Source organism: Sphingomonas sorbitolis (assembly GCF_036663875.1).
Taxonomy (GTDB): Bacteria; Pseudomonadota; Alphaproteobacteria; order Sphingomonadales; family Sphingomonadaceae; genus Sphingomonas.
This window is the reverse complement of record NZ_JAXOJS010000003.1, coordinates 115,501-131,799: the sequence shown is the minus strand read 5'-3', so window position 1 is coordinate 131,799 and position 16,299 is coordinate 115,501. Positions and strand designations below refer to the sequence as shown.

Annotated in this window: 12 protein-coding genes; 5 read left to right on the top strand and 7 right to left on the bottom strand. The window is 66.9% G+C overall.

The features are described 5' to 3' along the window. Nucleotides 1–215: 215 nt before the first annotated feature. The 4 genes from U1763_RS09860 (at nt 216) to U1763_RS09845 (ending at nt 5,062) form a co-directional block, all read left to right on the top strand. Nucleotides 216–1,298: a LacI family DNA-binding transcriptional regulator gene (locus tag U1763_RS09860; protein ID WP_332755079.1), complete on the top strand. Its 1,083-nt coding sequence runs from the start codon at nt 216–218 to the stop codon at nt 1,296–1,298. A gap of 134 nt (nt 1,299–1,432) precedes the next feature. Then, on the top strand, nt 1,433–3,211 hold the full coding sequence (locus tag U1763_RS09855; RefSeq protein WP_332755078.1) for an IlvD/Edd family dehydratase: 1,779 nt from the start codon (nt 1,433–1,435) through the stop codon (nt 3,209–3,211). A 76-nt stretch (nt 3,212–3,287) separates the two neighbouring features. Further along, a complete protein-coding gene (locus U1763_RS09850) occupies nt 3,288–4,721 on the top strand; it encodes a sugar porter family MFS transporter (RefSeq protein ID WP_332755400.1) in 1,434 nt (477 codons plus the stop codon). A 32-nt stretch (nt 4,722–4,753) separates the two neighbouring features. Then, nucleotides 4,754–5,062 carry a hypothetical protein gene (locus U1763_RS09845; RefSeq protein ID WP_332755077.1) on the top strand — a complete coding sequence of 103 codons (309 nt, stop codon included), beginning with the start codon at nt 4,754–4,756 and terminating at the stop codon, nt 5,060–5,062. Here U1763_RS09845 and U1763_RS09840 read toward each other — a convergent pair. The 6 genes from U1763_RS09840 to U1763_RS09815 form a co-directional block, all read right to left on the bottom strand. Continuing rightward, entirely contained in the window at nt 5,059–5,979 is a 921-nt protein-coding gene (locus U1763_RS09840) for an SMP-30/gluconolactonase/LRE family protein (protein WP_332755076.1), read from the bottom strand. The genes U1763_RS09845 and U1763_RS09840 overlap by 4 nt on opposite strands. Further along, nucleotides 5,970–6,776, bottom strand: coding sequence for a D-xylose 1-dehydrogenase (gene xylB / locus U1763_RS09835; protein WP_332755075.1), 807 nt, complete (start codon nt 6,774–6,776; stop codon nt 5,970–5,972). The genes U1763_RS09840 and xylB overlap by 10 nt, the downstream gene beginning before the upstream one ends. Continuing rightward, nucleotides 6,773–7,915: a fumarylacetoacetate hydrolase family protein gene (locus U1763_RS09830; RefSeq protein WP_332755074.1), complete on the bottom strand. Its 1,143-nt coding sequence runs from the start codon at nt 7,913–7,915 to the stop codon at nt 6,773–6,775. The genes xylB and U1763_RS09830 overlap by 4 nt, the downstream gene beginning before the upstream one ends. Before the next feature lie 205 nt (nt 7,916–8,120). Continuing rightward, nucleotides 8,121–10,790: a glycoside hydrolase family 3 C-terminal domain-containing protein gene (locus tag U1763_RS09825; RefSeq protein ID WP_332755073.1), complete on the bottom strand. Its 2,670-nt coding sequence runs from the start codon at nt 10,788–10,790 to the stop codon at nt 8,121–8,123. A 22-nt stretch (nt 10,791–10,812) separates the two neighbouring features. Then, a complete protein-coding gene (locus tag U1763_RS09820; protein WP_332755072.1) occupies nt 10,813–12,792 on the bottom strand; it encodes a sialate O-acetylesterase in 1,980 nt (659 codons plus the stop codon). Next, complete coding sequence (locus tag U1763_RS09815) at nt 12,789–13,013, bottom strand: hypothetical protein (RefSeq protein WP_332755071.1); 225 nt, start codon at nt 13,011–13,013, stop codon at nt 12,789–12,791. Before U1763_RS09815 ends, U1763_RS09820 begins: the two co-directional genes overlap by 4 nt. Before the next feature lie 709 nt (nt 13,014–13,722). Between U1763_RS09815 and U1763_RS09810 the strand changes: the two genes are divergently transcribed. Next, nucleotides 13,723–15,660, top strand: a complete 1,938-nt coding sequence (locus tag U1763_RS09810; protein WP_332755070.1) for an NPCBM/NEW2 domain-containing protein — start codon at nt 13,723–13,725, stop codon at nt 15,658–15,660. A gap of 152 nt (nt 15,661–15,812) precedes the next feature. Here the strand turns inward: U1763_RS09810 and U1763_RS09805 are convergent, their stop codons facing one another. Next, nucleotides 15,813–16,184 carry a hypothetical protein gene (locus U1763_RS09805; RefSeq protein WP_332755069.1) on the bottom strand — a complete coding sequence of 124 codons (372 nt, stop codon included), beginning with the start codon at nt 16,182–16,184 and terminating at the stop codon, nt 15,813–15,815. Nucleotides 16,185–16,299: the final 115 nt, after the last annotated feature.

Genomic DNA, 16,299 nt, shown 5'->3' with positions numbered 1-16,299 from the left:
TCAAGCGATCTTCTACGAGATCTGACTTCCGTCGTTTTGCGGAAATAGCGCTACCATAACAGTCTGTACGGGCCGGGCAAGGGGACTTGTGCCGCGTATGTTGCCGTGCGTCGACCGCAGCTTGGACGCGGGCGATGCTGCACAGGGCACCACGACGAAGGTCCAAAGTCGTCGGCCATTTCATGCGGCGAGCGGTTGCGCTAACGATATGACAAATGACCACTCCGCTTCCCACAGCCAAGCCATCACGCCGCGCCGGCGGTGCACCGACGATCAGCGACGTCGCCCGCCGCGCCGGTGTCTCGCCGATGACCGTCTCGCGCGTCATCAACGGCGAGAGCAACGTTCGCCCGGTCACGCGCGAGGCGGTCAATGCCGCGATCACCGCGCTGAACTATGCGCCCAACCCTGCGGCGCGCAGCCTGGCCGGGGCAGGGCAGACGCGGATCGGCCTGCTCTACAGCAACCCGAGCGCGGGCTTCCTCAGCGAGTTCCTGCTGGGCAGTCTCGACCAGGCGGCGCGCAGCGACGTCCAGATCATCGTCGAGAAATGCGACCTGGGCGAGCATGAGCTCGAGGTCACGCGGCATCTGATCGCGGGTGGGATCGACGGTATCGTCCTGCCGCCACCGCTGTGCGAAGCCGAGGCGATCCTCGAACTGCTCGCCGAGGCGCGGATTCCGACGGTGTCGGTCGCCAGCGGCCGTCCGTCCGACGACGTCCTGGCGGTGCGGATCGACGACCGCGAGGCGGCGCTGACGATGACGCGGCACATCATGGCGCTGGGCCATCGCCGGATCGGCTTCATTACCGGCAACCCCAATCTCTCGGCGAGCGCGCGCCGTCTCGAAGGCTATGGCGCCGCATTGCAGGAGGCCGGGATCGCGGTCGACGAGACGCTGATCCAGTCCGGGCTCTATACCTATCGGTCGGGGCTCGATGCCGCAGAGGCGTTGCTCGCGCTGCCCGAGCCACCGACCGCGATCTTCTCGTCCAACGACGACATGGCCGCCGCAACCGTCGCGGTCGCGCATCGCCGCGGGCTCGACGTGCCGGGCGACCTGACGGTGTGCGGGTTCGACGACACGATCATGTCGACCGCGATCTGGCCCGAGCTCACGACGATCTACCAGCCGATCGCGGACATGGCGCGAATCGCGGTCGAGATGCTGGTCGCGGCGATTCGTCGCCCCAGCGGTATCGTCCCCGCGGATCGCCACCGGCTGCTCGATTATACGCTGATCCGCCGCCAGTCGGATGCCGCGCCACGGCGGCGGCCGCGCGCGGACGTGGGATGAGCCACGCGGTGTAAGGCGGAAATTCGCAGGGCAGACGGCAGCGGAGCACGCTTGACGTCGGCACAGGAGATGGTAGCGATACCAGCATAAATGGACGCCGACGGATCGGTGATCGTTCGACAGGAGAGTTTTGCGTGCAACGGCAACCGGTTCGGCCCTTCCGATCGCGTGACTGGTTCGCGGACCCCGCGCGCTCGGACATGACCGCGCTCTATCTCGAACGATTCATGAACTATGGCCTGACGCCTGCGGAATTGCGCTCGGGGCGGCCGATCATCGGCATCGCGCAGACCGGCAGCGACCTGTCACCGTGCAACCGCATCCATCTCGATCTGGCGCGCCGCGTTCGCGACGGCATCCGCGACGCGGGCGGGATCGCGATGGAATTTCCGGTCCACCCGATCTTCGAGAATTGCCGCCGGCCGACCGCCGCGCTCGATCGCAACTTGGCCTATCTAGGACTGGTCGAGACGCTGTACGGCTATCCGATCGACGCGGTCGTGCTGACCACCGGTTGCGACAAGACCACGCCGTCGGGGATCATGGCGGCGTCGACCGTCGATATCCCCGCGATCGTGCTGTCGGGCGGACCGATGCTCGACGGCTGGCATGAGGGCGAGCTGGTCGGATCGGGTACCGTCATCTGGCGCTCGCGGCGCAAGCTGGCGGCGGGCGAGATCGACGAGGAGGAGTTCCTCCAGCGCGCGACCGACAGTGCGCCCTCGGCCGGGCATTGCAACACGATGGGCACCGCCTCGACGATGAACGCGGTTGCCGAGGCGCTTGGCCTGTCGCTGACCGGCTGCGCGGCGATTCCCGCGCCGTACCGCGAGCGCGGCCAGTTCGCGTACGAGACCGGGCGGCGGATCGTCGACATGGCGTATGAAGACCTGCGGCCGTCGCAGATCCTCAGCCGCGAAAGCTTCCTCAACGCGATCCGCGTCGTGACCGCGATCGGCGGATCGTCGAACGCGCAGCCGCACATCCACGCGATGGCGAAGCATGCGGGGATCGAGATCACCGCCGCCGACTGGTCGGATCATGGCTATGACCTGCCCTTGCTGGTCGACGTGCAGCCGGCGGGGCGCTTCCTTGGCGAACGCTTCCACCGCGCGGGCGGCGTGCCCGCGGTGCTGAGCGAACTGCTCGCGGCGGGCAAGCTCGATGGCGACTGCCTGACCGTGACCGGCCGGACGCTGGCGGAGAACATCACAGGCCGCGTCGCCACCGACCGCGAGGTGATCCGCGCCTACGACACGCCGTTGAAGGAACAGGCCGGGTTCCTCGTGCTGTCGGGCAATCTGTTCGACGTCGCGATCATGAAGACCAGCGTGATCTCACCCGCCTTTCGTGCGCGCTATCTCGAGCGCTCGGGCGCCGAGGACGTGTTCGAATCGCGCGCGATCGTGTTCGAGGGCTCGGACGACTATCACCACCGGATCAACGATCCTGCGCTCGACATCGACGAGGACTGCATCCTCGTGATCCGCGGCGCCGGGCCGATCGGCTGGCCGGGCTCGGCCGAGGTCGTCAACATGCAGCCGCCCGATCATTTGATCCAGCGCGGCATCATGACGCTGCCGACGCTGGGTGACGGGCGCCAGTCGGGGACGTCGGACAGTCCGTCGATCCTGAACGCTAGCCCCGAAAGCGCGGTAGGCGGCGGGCTTTCGTGGCTGCGGACCGGCGACATCATCCGCATCGACCTGAAGGCGGGGCGGTGCGACGCGCTGGTCGACGATGACGAGATCACGCGGCGGCGTGGCGAGCCAGCACCACCGGTGCCGGCGAGCAACACGCCGTGGGAGGAGCTGTACCGCGAGAAGACGGGGCAGCTTGCCGACGGCGCGGTGCTCGACTTCGCAGTGAAGTATCGCGGTATCGCGGCGCGGACGCCGCGGCATAATCACTGACCGGTTCGACGAATACACGCAAAGACGACACCAGGCCGCAACGGTCGGCGCACAGGAGAGGAACATCATGGCGAATATGCACAGCGGAGATCCGGGGGCGGGATTACAGGGGAGCGCCGCGGTCAATCATGGCTTCATCGCCGCGATCGTCGCGGTGGCGACGATCGGTGGCTTCATGTTCGGCTATGATTCGGGCGTCATCAACGGCACGCAAAAGGGCCTGGAGGCGGCGTTCGGCCTTGGTCGGCTCGGGATCGGCGTCAATGTCGGCGCGATCCTGGTCGGCTCGGCGGTCGGTGCGTTCGGCGCCGGGCGGATGGCCGACGCGATCGGTCGTCGCAACGTCATGATGCTCGCCGCCGGTCTGTTCCTGTTCAGCGCATTGCTCGCCGGCGCCGCAACCGGGTCGGGGATCTTCATCTTCGCGCGGATCATCGGCGGTCTTGGCGTCGGTGCGGCCAGCGTCATCTCGCCGGTCTACATTTCCGAAGTCACGCCAGCCTCGATCCGCGGCCGCCTGTCGAGCGTGCAGCAGGTCATGATCATCTCCGGCCTGACCGGCGCGTTCGTCGCGAACTTCGCGCTCGCCCGCTATGCCGGCGGCTCGACCGCGGATTTCTGGCTCGGCTATCCCGCCTGGCGCTGGATGTTCTGGTTGCAGGCGATCCCGGCCGCGATCTATTTCTTCGCGCTGCTCGTGATCCCGGAAAGCCCGCGCTTCCTGGTCGCTAAGGGTCGCGAAGCCGAGGCGCACGTCGTCCTCACGCGGCTGTTCGGCAGCGACGAGGCGGACCGCAAGGTCGTCGAGATCCGGGGCTCGCTCGCCGCCGATCATCACAAGCCCAAGCTCAGCGATCTGGTCGACAAGACCACCGGCAAGATCCGTCCGATCCTGTGGGCGGGCATCGGCCTGGCCGTGTTCCAGCAGCTCGTCGGCATCAACGTCGTGTTCTATTACGGCGCGGTGCTGTGGGAAGCGGTCGGTTTCACCGAGGACAACGCGCTGCAGATCAACATCCTGTCGGGCGTGCTGTCGATCGCGGCCTGCCTGTTCACGATCGCGACGGTCGACAAGATCGGTCGCAAGCCGCTGTTGCTGGTCGGCTCGGCCGGGATGGCGGTGACGCTGGCGGTGGTCGCCTATGCGTTCTCGACCGCGGTGACCGGCGCGGACGGCGCGGTATCGCTGCCCGGCCACAACGGCATGATCGCGCTGATCGCGGCCAATCTGTACGTCATCTTCTTCAACGCCAGCTGGGGTCCGGTGATGTGGGTGATGCTCGGCGAGATGTTCCCGAACCAGATCCGCGGATCGGGTCTGGCGGTGTCGGGCTTCGCGCAGTGGATCGCCAACGCGGCGATCTCGGTCAGCTTCCCCGCGCTGGCGGTGTCGCCTGGCCTTGCGGTGACCTATGCCGGTTACGCGTTCTTCGCGGCGGTCTCGTTCTTCTTCGTGAAGGCGCTGGTCAACGAGACGCGTGGTCGCGAACTCGAGGATATGACCGGCTGATCGAGAGAAGGAGCGTGTAGGGCACCATCACGATGATTGGCACCGTCATGCTCCTGCTCGTTCTCGCCATCGGATGGTTTGCAGGCGGACGCACGGCGTCTGGCCTGCGCCGCCTGGGTTGGTCGCGGGGACTAGCGATCGGTGTCGGCGGGTCGCTGCTCGCCGTCGTGATCCTCGCGGTGTTCTGGACGACCGCTTTCTACTTCGTGTCAAAGCCGGGGCCGCATGAGACGGACGCCGGGGCTATGGCCTTTGCGGCATTTTTCATAGTGGGTGGCGCACTCGCCGCATCTGCCTGGATCGGCGGCATGGTCGGCGCGATGCTGGCGGTGCGACGTTAGGCGTCGAGCGGTCGAAACGCCGATGACGTAATCTCATAGGCAGGTTGCCCCGCCACACCCGCATCGAACGTAAACACATCGCCCGCGAGCGGCTGTCGCGCGCGATCTTCGTCGCTCAATCCCTTGGACGCGGTCGTGACATAGGCGGTGCGACCATCGGCGCCGCCGATCGCGATCTTGGTGACGTTCGAGACCGGCAACCGGACCTCGGCGACCTGGGTTCCGTCGGGGGCATAGCGCCGCACGCACCAGCCGCCGTAGAACGACACCCACACATGCTCCTCGGCATCGACGATCGGGCCGTCGGGATACCCCTGTGTCGCGACGTCGACCGCTGCGAAGACGCGCGTGTCGCGCAGGCTGCCGTCGTCGCCGATCGTGCAGGCGTGGATCGTGCCGGCCAGCGTGTCGCAGTGATAGAGCGTCGTGCCGTCGGGCGAGACAGCAGGGCCGTTGGTGATGACGATCCCGTCGACCACCGGCGCGACGCCGTCCGCATCCGCGCGGTAGATCAGCCCCGATGCGGTGTTCTCACCATCGTCCATCGACCCGAACCAGAGCCGTCCTGTGGCATCGACGGTCGAGTCGTTAAGACGGTTGCCCGGCGCGTCAGGCTCGACCGCGTGGAGATGCGTAAAGCTGCCGTCGTTCGGATCGAACCGGTGGAGCCCAGTCTGCAAACCGGCCAGCATGCCGCCATCCGCCATCGGCTGAACCCAGCCGACCTGCGCGGGGGCGGTCCATGTCCGGTGATCGCCGGTCGCAGGGTCGAAGCGGTGTACCTTGTGCTGTTTGATGTCGACGAACCACAGCGCATCGTCGAGCCACAACGGCCCTTCGCCGAGCGTCGCACCGACACCCAGGACGCGTTCCACGCCGCTGCCCAGGCCGTCGCTCGTACCGCCGTTTACCGCCATCCTGCATCCACCCAATAATTATGTCCGGTGCACATACGCGCATCGTCCGACGCAAGAAACAGTGCCATCGCGGCGATATCGGACGGCTGGATACGGCCATCGAGACACTGCGCCTCGACGATCTCCGCCTCGCCCTCGGGGGTGTACCATTTTTCCTGACGCGGGGTCTGGACGTTGCCCGGCACGATCGCGTTGACGCGGATATTGTCGCGGCCGAGATCGCGCGCGAGGCTGCGGGTCATGCCCTCGATCGCGGCCTTGGCGGTCTGGTAGAGGATCAGTTCCTTGAGCGCGAGATGCCAGCTGATCGACCCGAAATTGACGATCGCGCCGCCACCCGCAGCCTTCATCGACGGCACGACAGCCTGTGCCGCGAAGAACACGTGGCGCAGGTTGACGTTCATCCGCTGGTCCCAATAATCCGCGGTGACTTCGCCGACGGTGTGGCGATCGTCATTGGCGGCGTTGTTGAGGAGGATGTCGACGCCGCCGAGCTCGTCGATCATCGCCGTGAACGTGGTGTTCAGCGCGTCGAGATCGGTCAGGTCGAGCGGGTGGAAGCTCGGCGCATGCTCCGCGCCCTCGGTCAGCCGCTCGACCAGCGCGCGGCTATCGTCCTGTGCGACGTCGACGAACGCGACCTTGGCACCCTGCGCGACGAACGCCTCGACGAGCCCTGCGCCGATGCCCGATCCGCCGCCGGTGATGATGACTCGCTTGTTGCGAAGCGAGGGGTAGACGGCGCCTTCGTGGCGGCCGGCGGTTTTCTGCAGCACGTCGTTCTCCGAATAGGTCATGCCGACAACAGCCCGCGCGCGGCGAGGTTGCGCGTCAGCGCGACCAGCCCGAACTCCCAGGGCGGTGCGGCCTTCGAGGTGGTAACGGTATTGATGAGGCGCCCGAGGCCGGGCGTGGCGATCGACACGGTATCGCCGGGCTTGTGCGTGAAGCCGCGACCGGCATCGTCGCGATCCTTGGTCGGCGCAAACAACGTGCCGAGGAACAGCACGAAGCCGTCGGGATATTGATGCTCGCTGAGCGCCTGGCGCACTAGCTCCTGAGGATCACGACTGATCTGGCTCATCGAGCTAGCGCCGTCGAGGACATAGCCGTCGGTGCCCTCGATCCGCAGCGCGACTTCGGCGGTGCGGACGTGATCCATCGTGAAGCTCTCGTCGAACAGGCGGATGAACGCGCCGAGCGAGCAGGACGCGTTATTGTCCTTCGCCTTGCCGAGGAGCAGCGCCGAGCGTCCCTCGAAATCGCGCAGGTTGACGTCGTTGCCGATCGTCGCGCCGACCGCACGGCCATCGGGGGCGACCAGCAGCACGATCTCGGGCTCCGGATTGTTCCAGGTCGAATCCGACCGCACGCCGATCTGCGCGCCCCAGCCGACCGTCGACAACGACGGTGCCTTGGTGAATATCTCCGCATCGGGGCCGATCGCGACCTCGAGATATTGCGACCACAGGCCTTCCTCGATCAACGCGGTCTTCAGCGCTGCTGCCTCGGGCGTGCCGGGGACGACGCGCGCGAGCCCGCCGCCGATCCGCTCCTCGAGACGCGCACGCACCGCGGTCGCGGCCCCCGCATCGCCGCGCGCCTGTTCCTCGATCACGCGTTCCAGCGCGGAGACGGCGAAGGTGACGCCCGCCGCCTTGACGCACTGGAAGTCGATCGGGCTGAGCAACCGCGGTAGCGACTCCGCGGACAGCCCCAGCGTATCGAGATCGCCGATCGCTTCGCCAGCGCTGGCATCGAGCAGGTCGCGCGCGACGAGTTCGGCCACCGTCGGCGCCACCTTGCTCATGTCGAACACGGTGCCGCCTGCGACGATGACGGGGGTGGGCCCGTCACCGCGGTCGATCCGACCGATCCAGCGTCCCTTGCGCCAATCGGGTCCAAGGGCGTCGAGGGTATCGAAAGCGAATGTCACGGCAACGTCTCCGGCAAGTCTGTATCGGCAAAGGATGGGCGGAAGGGGATCAGGTGGGAATGATGCGCGACCGCGAGCATCGGACGAAGGTCGCGCCGTGCGCGCCGCTCGATCGCCAACGTCGCGCATCGGATGCGGTAGCGGTACCATTAGCGAGGTCCGTCCAGGCTTTGCAAGCCGGCAACCGATGGGCAGGCGAGATCGGTCATCGTGGCAGCGCGATCGTCGATGCGGTGGTGAAATCTGCCGAGCGCGTGGCAGCGCCGGTGTCGGGCTGGCCGCCGCCGACGCTGACCCGGTAGCGTCCGGCGATCACCTGGCGCACGCCGTCTGGCGTCACGCTGCTCAGGTCGCGGGGCGACAGGGCGAACGTCACGGGCTTGCTCTTGCCGGGTGCGAGCGTGACGCGGCGATAGCCCCGTAGCGCGATCCGTGGCGTGCCCGGCCGGTCGGGGAAGTTCAGATACAGCTGGACGACCTCGTCGCCCGAGCGTTTGCCGGTGTTGCGGACGATGGTCGTGACGCTCAGCCCATGCTCGGCACCGCCGGGCGCGGGGGCAAGGCGGAGCGGTGCATAGTCGAACGCCGTGTAGCTGAGCCCGTGACCGAACGGATAGACCGGCGTGCCCGCGTAGTAGCGATAGGTCCGGCCGGTCATCGCGTAATCGTCGAACGCGGGCAGCGCGGCGACGTCGCCGTAGAAGGTGACGGGGAGGCGCCCGGCGGGGTTGGTCGTGCCGACCAGCGTCTCGGCGACCGCGCGGCCGCCCGACTGGCCCGGATACCAGGCCTCGACGATTGCAGCCGCATTGGCCTTGGCCCAGCGCAGGTCGATCGCACTGCCGTTCATCGCGATGACGATCAATGGCTTGCCGGTGCGCTTCGCCTGTTCGAGCAGCGCGATCTGGTCGGCGGGCAGCGACAGCGACGTGCGATCCCCGCCCGCGAACCCGTCGACCTTAACGGGCATCTCCTCGCCTTCGAGATCGGAGGTCAATCCGACCACCGCGATCACCACGTCGGCGTCGGCGATCCCCGCGGCCAGATCGCGCTCGGGCGTCCGGGTGATGCGTTTCCAGACCAATCCGGGGATACCCGATCCGCTCGACTCCGCTTCGAGCCGCAGCGGATAGCGTTCGCCCTTGACTAGGTCGACGTCGCTCAGGTGGAGCGGTTCGGCCCAGCGCGATGCGGTGGTGGCGGCGATGCTGCGATTACCGCCAAGCGTGATCGCGCCCGTCACGCCGGTCAGCGCGATCCGGTACGTGCCGGTTTCGGGGGCGACCAGCGCGCCCGTCCAGACGATCTTGTGGCGCTCGGCGACGGTGTTCAATTGCCCGGCTTCGGACCGGACGTTGCGCTCCGTGCGGGTCGCGATCGCTTTGGTGTCGTAGGTCGCCTTGGCCGGATCGTTGCCCGCCGACACGCGCGCGTTGAAATAGTCGGCGCGCAGGCCTGGCTGGCCATCGGGTGTGACGAAGGCTGTGTCGGGGACCGGGTCGCCATCGGTGATCGACGCGGTGAAGGGGACCAACGTCAACTGTCCTGCCGGCATCACCTGTCGCAAGCCCGCATCGATCGAGATCGGCGGGGCGCTCTGCGACGACGAGTAATTGCCGCGCAGCACGCGCGTCGCATCCGCGAGCGGACCGATCAGCGCGATCCGCGCGCCGGGCTTGAGCGGCAGGATGCCGTCATTCTTGAGCAGCACGAGGCTCTCGGCGGCGATACGCTGCGCCAGTGCGCGGTGCTCGGCGGTGTCGATCGCCGCGACCGGGGTCGGCGTGCGCGCCATAGCCCCATGCGCGAGATCGCCGTTGCGATAGCGCGCGGAGAACAGTCGGACGAGTGCGCGATCGATGTCGGCCTGCGCGATCAGCCCGCGGGACAGTGCCTCTTGGTAGCGCGCGCCGAGGTTCGGCGTTCCCGACAGCGTCGCGCCGTTGCACTCGTTGTCGACGCCCGCCTTCAGCGCGACCGCGACGCCCGCCGCCGGGTCCGCGGCGTATTTGTGATGCTCGGAGATATCGACGACCGCATCGCAATCGGACACGACATAGCCGCGAAACCCCCATGCGCCGCGTAAGTGGTCCTTGAGCAGCAGGTCGCTGCCGCACGCCGGCTGGCCGTCGACGCGGTTGTACGCGCACATGATCGAGCCGGCCTTGCCCTCGACGATCGCGGCGCGGAACGCGGGCAGATAGGTGTCCTCGAGGTCGTGTGGCGAGACGATCACGTTGGCGCTGTGGCGGGTCGATTCGGGGCCGCTATGCACCGCGAAATGCTTAGGCGTGGCGATCACGTCGGGGAGGGTCGGGTTCGGCCCCTGCATCCCCTCGATGAACGCGACGCCGAGCGTGGCGGTCAGATATGGATCTTCGCCATAGGTTTCCTGCCCGCGGCCCCAGCGCGGATCGCGGAAGATGTTGATGTTGGGCGACCAGGTGTCGAGCCCGGTGCCGATCTTCCCCAGCCGCCCGGTCGTGCGGCCGAGCGTATGCAGCGCGCGCACCTCGGTACTGATCGCGCCCGCGACGGATTTCAGCAACGGCGCGTCGAAGCTCGCGGCGAGGCCGATCGGCTCGGGGAAATTGGTGGTCGGTACCGGACCGAGCGCGCCGTGGAGCGACTCGGTCCACCAGTTATACGCGGGGATGCCAAGCCGCGGGATCGCCGGCGCGACGTTGAGCAACTGCGCGATCTTCTCGTCGATCGTCAGCCGCGCCACCAGCGCCGCCGCGGCCCGATCCGCGTCGGCTTCCACGGCGGTCGGCGCGATCGTCGGGGCAGGGGCCTGCGCGCCGATCGGCCCGGTCGCCGCCAGGACCGTCGCGAGCGCCACGCCACCGCGCCACAAAATTGGATATGCACGCATGGCGGTTCTCTTTCGTGTCACGTCAGGGAAGCGGGATCTCGAACGGTCCGACCGGCAGTTGCGCGTCGTCGGCGAGATTGACGACCGGGCTGTCCGCCCAGGCGTAGCGGACGCGGACGACTGGCTTGCCGTCTGACGCTAGCGTTACGCGGTCGCCTTGGACGAGGCCGTCGGCGTAGCGGCAACTGCCGGCCGCGGGGCCGCAGAGTTCGAAGCCGATCGCGGTGCGCGATGCTTGCGCGTGGAGCGATCCGGTCACTCCGGCGAAGCGCAGTGTCACGCCGCCATCGGCTGTGCGGTTGGCGGTGGCGATGCCCGGGCCTACCGGCTCGCGTCCGGCATAGGCGAGCGGACGGAGGACGCGCGCGAGACGCTGGCCGACCGCATGCTTCTCGCCTGGATGGATGTCGAGCGGATCGCCGAGGTCGATCGTCACCGCGACGCCGGCATGACCATCGCGCGCGGCCATCAGCCGCTGTGCCTCGCGGACGTCGGCCCAGCCGCTCTCGCCCGGCGCGATCGGCGGCGTGCCGTAATTGGCAAGCTGCGCGATCGCCAGCGGGATCGTCGGCTTGCCGAACTGCTGCCGCCAGCCACGGGTCATCGCCGCGAGCCGCGTCTCGTATCCGGGCAGGCCGGTGTCGGATTCGCCCTGATACCAGGCGATCCCTGCCAGCCGCGTTGGCCCGAGCGGCGCGATCATGCCGTTGTACAGCGTCCCCGCGCCATTGATGTCGTCCCAGGGCGAGCGCGGCGCGTTGCCCGGCACGCGCTTGGCGATCGCATAGCGCCAGCCGTCGCCGATCGGCACGTGGGTGCCGTCGGCCAGCGTCAGCATCATCGTGTCCGCCGGACCGGTCATCCCGCCATAGGCATAGACGTCGTCGTCGTTGACGGTGATGACGTTGCGCCCGGGCTTAAGTGCGCCCGCCGGCAGCGTGTAGACGCGCGCGCGCGCCGCATTGCTGTTGCCGCCGACGCCGATCCCGTTGACCCAGGTACGGTCCGCATCGTCGACCACGCCGATCGCCAGCGTCGCCGCGCCGCGCGCCTGCGCCTCGGTCAGCGTCACGACGCGCTGATACCAGACCATGCCGTTATAGTCGGCGAGCGCGGGCACGCCCCATTGCTCGAAATTGCCGATCTTCGGCACCGGTTTCCAATCGAGCGCGGCATCGGGCTGCCACGGTTCGCGGCCCAGCGCATCGCCCGCCCCGCGTCGCCACCAGTCCTCCCAGATCGTCGACGCGCCGCGCTCCGCCGCCCCTGGATCCTTGGCGTGCAGCGCGAGCAGGTCCGCCTCGCGCGCCATCCCGGCGGACCGCAGGGCGGCGTCGCCCATCCACGCGCTGATCCGCGATCCGCCCCAGCTGGAATGGATCGCCCCGATCGGCACGGCTTCGCTCCGCCGCAAGGCCTGCACCATGTAGAAGCACGCTGCCGAGAAGCTCGGAACGGTGTCGGCGCCCGCTGCTGTCCACTTCGGCCTCGCCGCAAACCGCGTAAGCGGTGTCTCGCTGCTCGCCTTGGCGATCGTCACGAGGCGCAACTTATCGTCGAGCGGCGGATGCGCATCGGGGATCAGGTCCTGCGCGGCGTTGACCGGCAGTTCCATGTTGCTCTGCCCCGAACACAGGAACACGTCGCCGATCAGCAGGTCACGGATCGTCGAGACGCCCGTGCTACCGGCAATTTTCAGATCGTAGGGACCGCCCGCGGGCAGCGATTTCAGGCGCAACTCGAACCGGCCATCGCGATCCGCCGTCACCGTCGAGGTGCGCCCCGCAAGCCGGGCCGTGACCGATGTGCCCGGTTTACTCGTGCCACGCAGCACGATCGGCTGGTCGCGCTGGATAACGGCGTGGTCGCCGATCAGTCCGTCGAGGCTAGGGGCGATCTGCGTCTCTTCCGCCATCGCCGCCGCGCCGAGTTGCGTTGCGCCGAGCGGTACGGCGATCCCGAGCAAGGCAGCGGGCAGGGCGTTCGACGGGCGGATCTTCATACGTGTGCTACTTCGCTGCGAGGAACGGGATCGGGCATGCTGCACGGTGCAGGCTGCTGGCATAGCTTCACGAGCCCGCGCAGCCGGCCGGAGATCGCACTCGGACCGTATATTTTTGCGGAGTTTTTGAACGGCACACCGAGAGCCATCCCGATCGGACGGGTCGCCATGCCGGTGCAATCGACGAACGGTGTGTTCGCGATCTCGGCGGCATCGACCACGCTATCGATATCGTTAGCCCACGCAGCTGTGATTGCTAATCGGTAAGCCACTGTCCTCACCCTCTCCCTGCGTTCGTGACGCCTCTCCGCTGCGACTGTCGATCAGGCAGAGAGCGTGAAGCGGTCCATTTTTTTTACGTCACATCGGGCATCGCCCGACATCACCGTATGGTATCGCTCACACGTCGATTTATACGCGGACAAAGATCGGCAGCAACTCTTTTCTTGTATCCGCGAACCTGCCATCCTGTGCACCGTCCAGATCCCATACGAGCGGTCAGCGCGACTGCCGGGGATCGGTGCCAAGTGCTGCGAACGACGGCAGATAATGCTGCGAATGCGGGTGTCGGGAGAGGGGGCGTGAAGCATGGGAATGATTGACTGCAGCCATGCAAGCCAACCTGCGGCTGACCCGATCGGGCGGCTTCGTTGCATATCGAGCGTGTGAGATCAGTGGCGGCATATTGCCCGCCGATTTCGGGTGGCAGGTGCCTTTGCGAGGAGCAGCGAAGCCGGTCCGCGAAGGCTTCGCGTCTGTTAGCGGTATCAGCATCTTGGCCCACTCGAGACAGAGGTCTGATGCCATCACGTCGCGCCGCGATGCGCCCGGCTTCAACCGCCGTCCGACACTATGGCGGGACTTATTGACCAACGCACGCACGACCGCGTTCCACCCCGCCGTCGCAATCATTCCTTCGGGAGACCTGTAATGCCGAACTGTGCCAAGTCCGACACGTCGCCCCGCCGCTGGACATCTGCGCTCGGCATGCTGTTGGCATCGACGCTGGTAGCAGGTTCTGCGACGGCCGACCCGCTCGCCCCGACCGGTCGCTGGAGCGCGAATGAACAGGGGCAGGCCGCGGTGCCGCCGATGGGCTGGAACAGCTGGAACGCGTTCAACAGCGGGATCGACGAGGAGAAGATCCTGGCGTCCGCACAGGCGCTGGTCGATACCGGGCTGTCGGCGATGGGGTATCGCTACGTCAATATCGATGATGGCTGGTGGCTCAAGCGGCGCGCCTCGGACGGACGCATGGTCATCCGGACTGCGCAATTCCCGTCGGCACGCGCGTCGGCCACATCGGGACAGGGCGCGGACACTACCAGTTTTCGCCCGCTGACCGACCGGCTCCATGCCCTGGGTCTGAAAGCCGGGATCTATTCGGACATCGGGCGCAACAGTTGCGGTCAGATCTACACCGCGCAGTTCGACAACCAGCCGGTTGGAACCGTCGCCGAACGGGAGGTCGGGCTTTACGGCCACGTCGACCAGGACATCCGCCTCTTCTTCACCGACTGGGGGTTCGATCTGATCAAGGTCGATGGCTGCGGCGTACGCGGGTTGCCCGCGGATCACCCGCGCGTCCGGTCGGGACTGTACCGCGCGTTTCCACCGATCATCGACATGCAATCGCTCGGCCGGACCAACGTCGTCGCAGTCCGCGCGCTCTACACATCGGTTGGCGCGGCGCTCCACCGCGAACGTCCGCGGGGCGACTATTTGCTCTCGCTGTGTCTCTGGGGATCTGCCGATGTTCGCGCATGGGGCAAGGATCTCGGCAATATCTCGCGAACCAGCGACGACATCACGCCGCACTGGACGCGGATGCTGACCAACTTCGATACCGCGGCCAAGCGCGAACTCTATGCACATCCGGGATCGTGGAACGATGCCGATATGCTGTTCGTGGGCACCGGCGAGTTCGATGCGCAGCACATGACCGAAGCGAAATCGCATTTTGCGCTGTGGGCGATGATCAATTCGCCGCTCGTGATCGGCTACGACCTGCGTAGGCTCACGCCGTCCCTGCTCGCGATATTCGGAAACCGCGACATCATCGCGCTGAACCAGGATCCGGCGGGCAACCAGGCGGTGATCGCCTATGACAGCGACGACGTGCAGTTTCTCGTGAAGACGCTCGCCGACGGCAGCAAGGGCGTCGCGCTGTTCAACCGCGACGCAGCCCCGGTCGACGTCGTCCTGCATGCCGGGCAGCTGAAGTTTCGCGACGACGTGCCGGTGACGCTGGTCGACCTGTGGAGCAAGACGACCACAAGGTTCACCGGCGAGCAGCGCTTCACGCTGGCGCCGCACCAGACGCTGGTGTTTCGCGCGCAGGGTGCGCGGCGGCTTGGTGGGGGGATGTATGTGTCCGAGCAGCCCGGTCGCGTGAATCCTGCGGTCGACGGCGTCGATACGCCGCGAGCGGACCCGACGATCCATCATTCGGTCACCGCATGGTCGGGTACGAAGGGGCCGGGCGAGCATGTCCAATATGGCGGTTGGGGCGGCTCGCGGGCGGACCGGGCGGTATACGGCCAAGTGTTGCGTGTCGCCGGGAAGGACTATGACACGGGGTTGGGGGTGCTCGCGGGGTCACGGTTGGAGGTGCGCAACGCCGGGTTCCGCCGGTTTGCCGCCGAGGTCGGTATCGACGATGCCGGGCTGGCGGCAGGCGGGCCGATGCGCTTCGCGGTCTATGGTGACGGCAAGCTGCTCGCGACCTCGCCGCCGATCGACTTTGGCGATCCGGCAACCGTGCTGGAGGCCGACGTTTCCGGCGAGAAGATCGTCGAACTTGTCACGCGCCCTGCCACCGCGTCCGGCGGTCTGGGCGAATGCAAGGCTGCTACGATGACCGGATGATGATTGTCGCCGATCGTCGCCTTCCCAGCGGGGGACGCGACGGATTTCGGTAGCGGGAGGAGGCGGTGCGGTCGCTCTGCAACCGCCGGCTTGGATAACCGCGGTCGTGCCAATCAAGCTGTTCCGGGAGTGCTGGTTCGAGCGGCAGCGATCTAGCGCATAGCCTTTTGGTCGTAATCGTCGGAAGCGACCGACTTCCAGCGGGCAAAACCGGGATCGCCGAACGCTCGGTTCGAGCACTTCTGACTCGCAGACGATATTTGTCCGGGATTCTCTTTCATCGCTTCGACGACACCTTGAGCCTCTGCAAGTCTCTCCCGCTTAATCTTCGAGAAATACCACGTCTGAAGCACATACAGCCCCTTTTTGGCGACAGGGGTGGCGCCAAACTCATCGGCATTTTGCTCCAAAATCCGGATCATGACGGCGCAGTGTAGATCATCGGACGGGTTGATCGCCGAAGCCCCAGCGGCCGTACAGCCCGCCAAGCCGAGCAGCGTTGCTCCCAAATACGCCTTGTTCATAGCGGCTCCCGATCGATCGATGCCGCGGGATAACGCGTGAGCGGTAAAGGCTTGGTTGCTCGGCAGGCGTAATCATCCCGCTGTGATTATGACGGGAACGGCAGGGGCTGCCGAT

What these genes read in the sequence shown, in the direction of transcription:
- U1763_RS09860 (WP_332755079.1), top strand. Translation starts at nt 216, where the DNA reads ATGACCACTCCGCTTCCCACAGCCAAGCCATCACGCCGCGCCGGCGGT.
- U1763_RS09850 (WP_332755400.1), top strand. Translation starts at nt 3,288, where the DNA reads ATGCACAGCGGAGATCCGGGGGCGGGATTACAGGGGAGCGCCGCGGTC.
- U1763_RS09845 (WP_332755077.1), top strand. Translation starts at nt 4,754, where the DNA reads ATGATTGGCACCGTCATGCTCCTGCTCGTTCTCGCCATCGGATGGTTT.
- U1763_RS09840 (WP_332755076.1), bottom strand. Translation starts at nt 5,979, where the DNA reads ATGGCGGTAAACGGCGGTACGAGCGACGGCCTGGGCAGCGGCGTGGAA.
- xylB (WP_332755075.1), bottom strand. Translation starts at nt 6,776, where the DNA reads ATGACCTATTCGGAGAACGACGTGCTGCAGAAAACCGCCGGCCGCCAC.
- U1763_RS09825 (WP_332755073.1), bottom strand. Translation starts at nt 10,790, where the DNA reads ATGCGTGCATATCCAATTTTGTGGCGCGGTGGCGTGGCGCTCGCGACG.
- U1763_RS09820 (WP_332755072.1), bottom strand. Translation starts at nt 12,792, where the DNA reads ATGAAGATCCGCCCGTCGAACGCCCTGCCCGCTGCCTTGCTCGGGATC.
- U1763_RS09810 (WP_332755070.1), top strand. Translation starts at nt 13,723, where the DNA reads ATGCCGAACTGTGCCAAGTCCGACACGTCGCCCCGCCGCTGGACATCT.
- U1763_RS09805 (WP_332755069.1), bottom strand. Translation starts at nt 16,184, where the DNA reads ATGAACAAGGCGTATTTGGGAGCAACGCTGCTCGGCTTGGCGGGCTGT.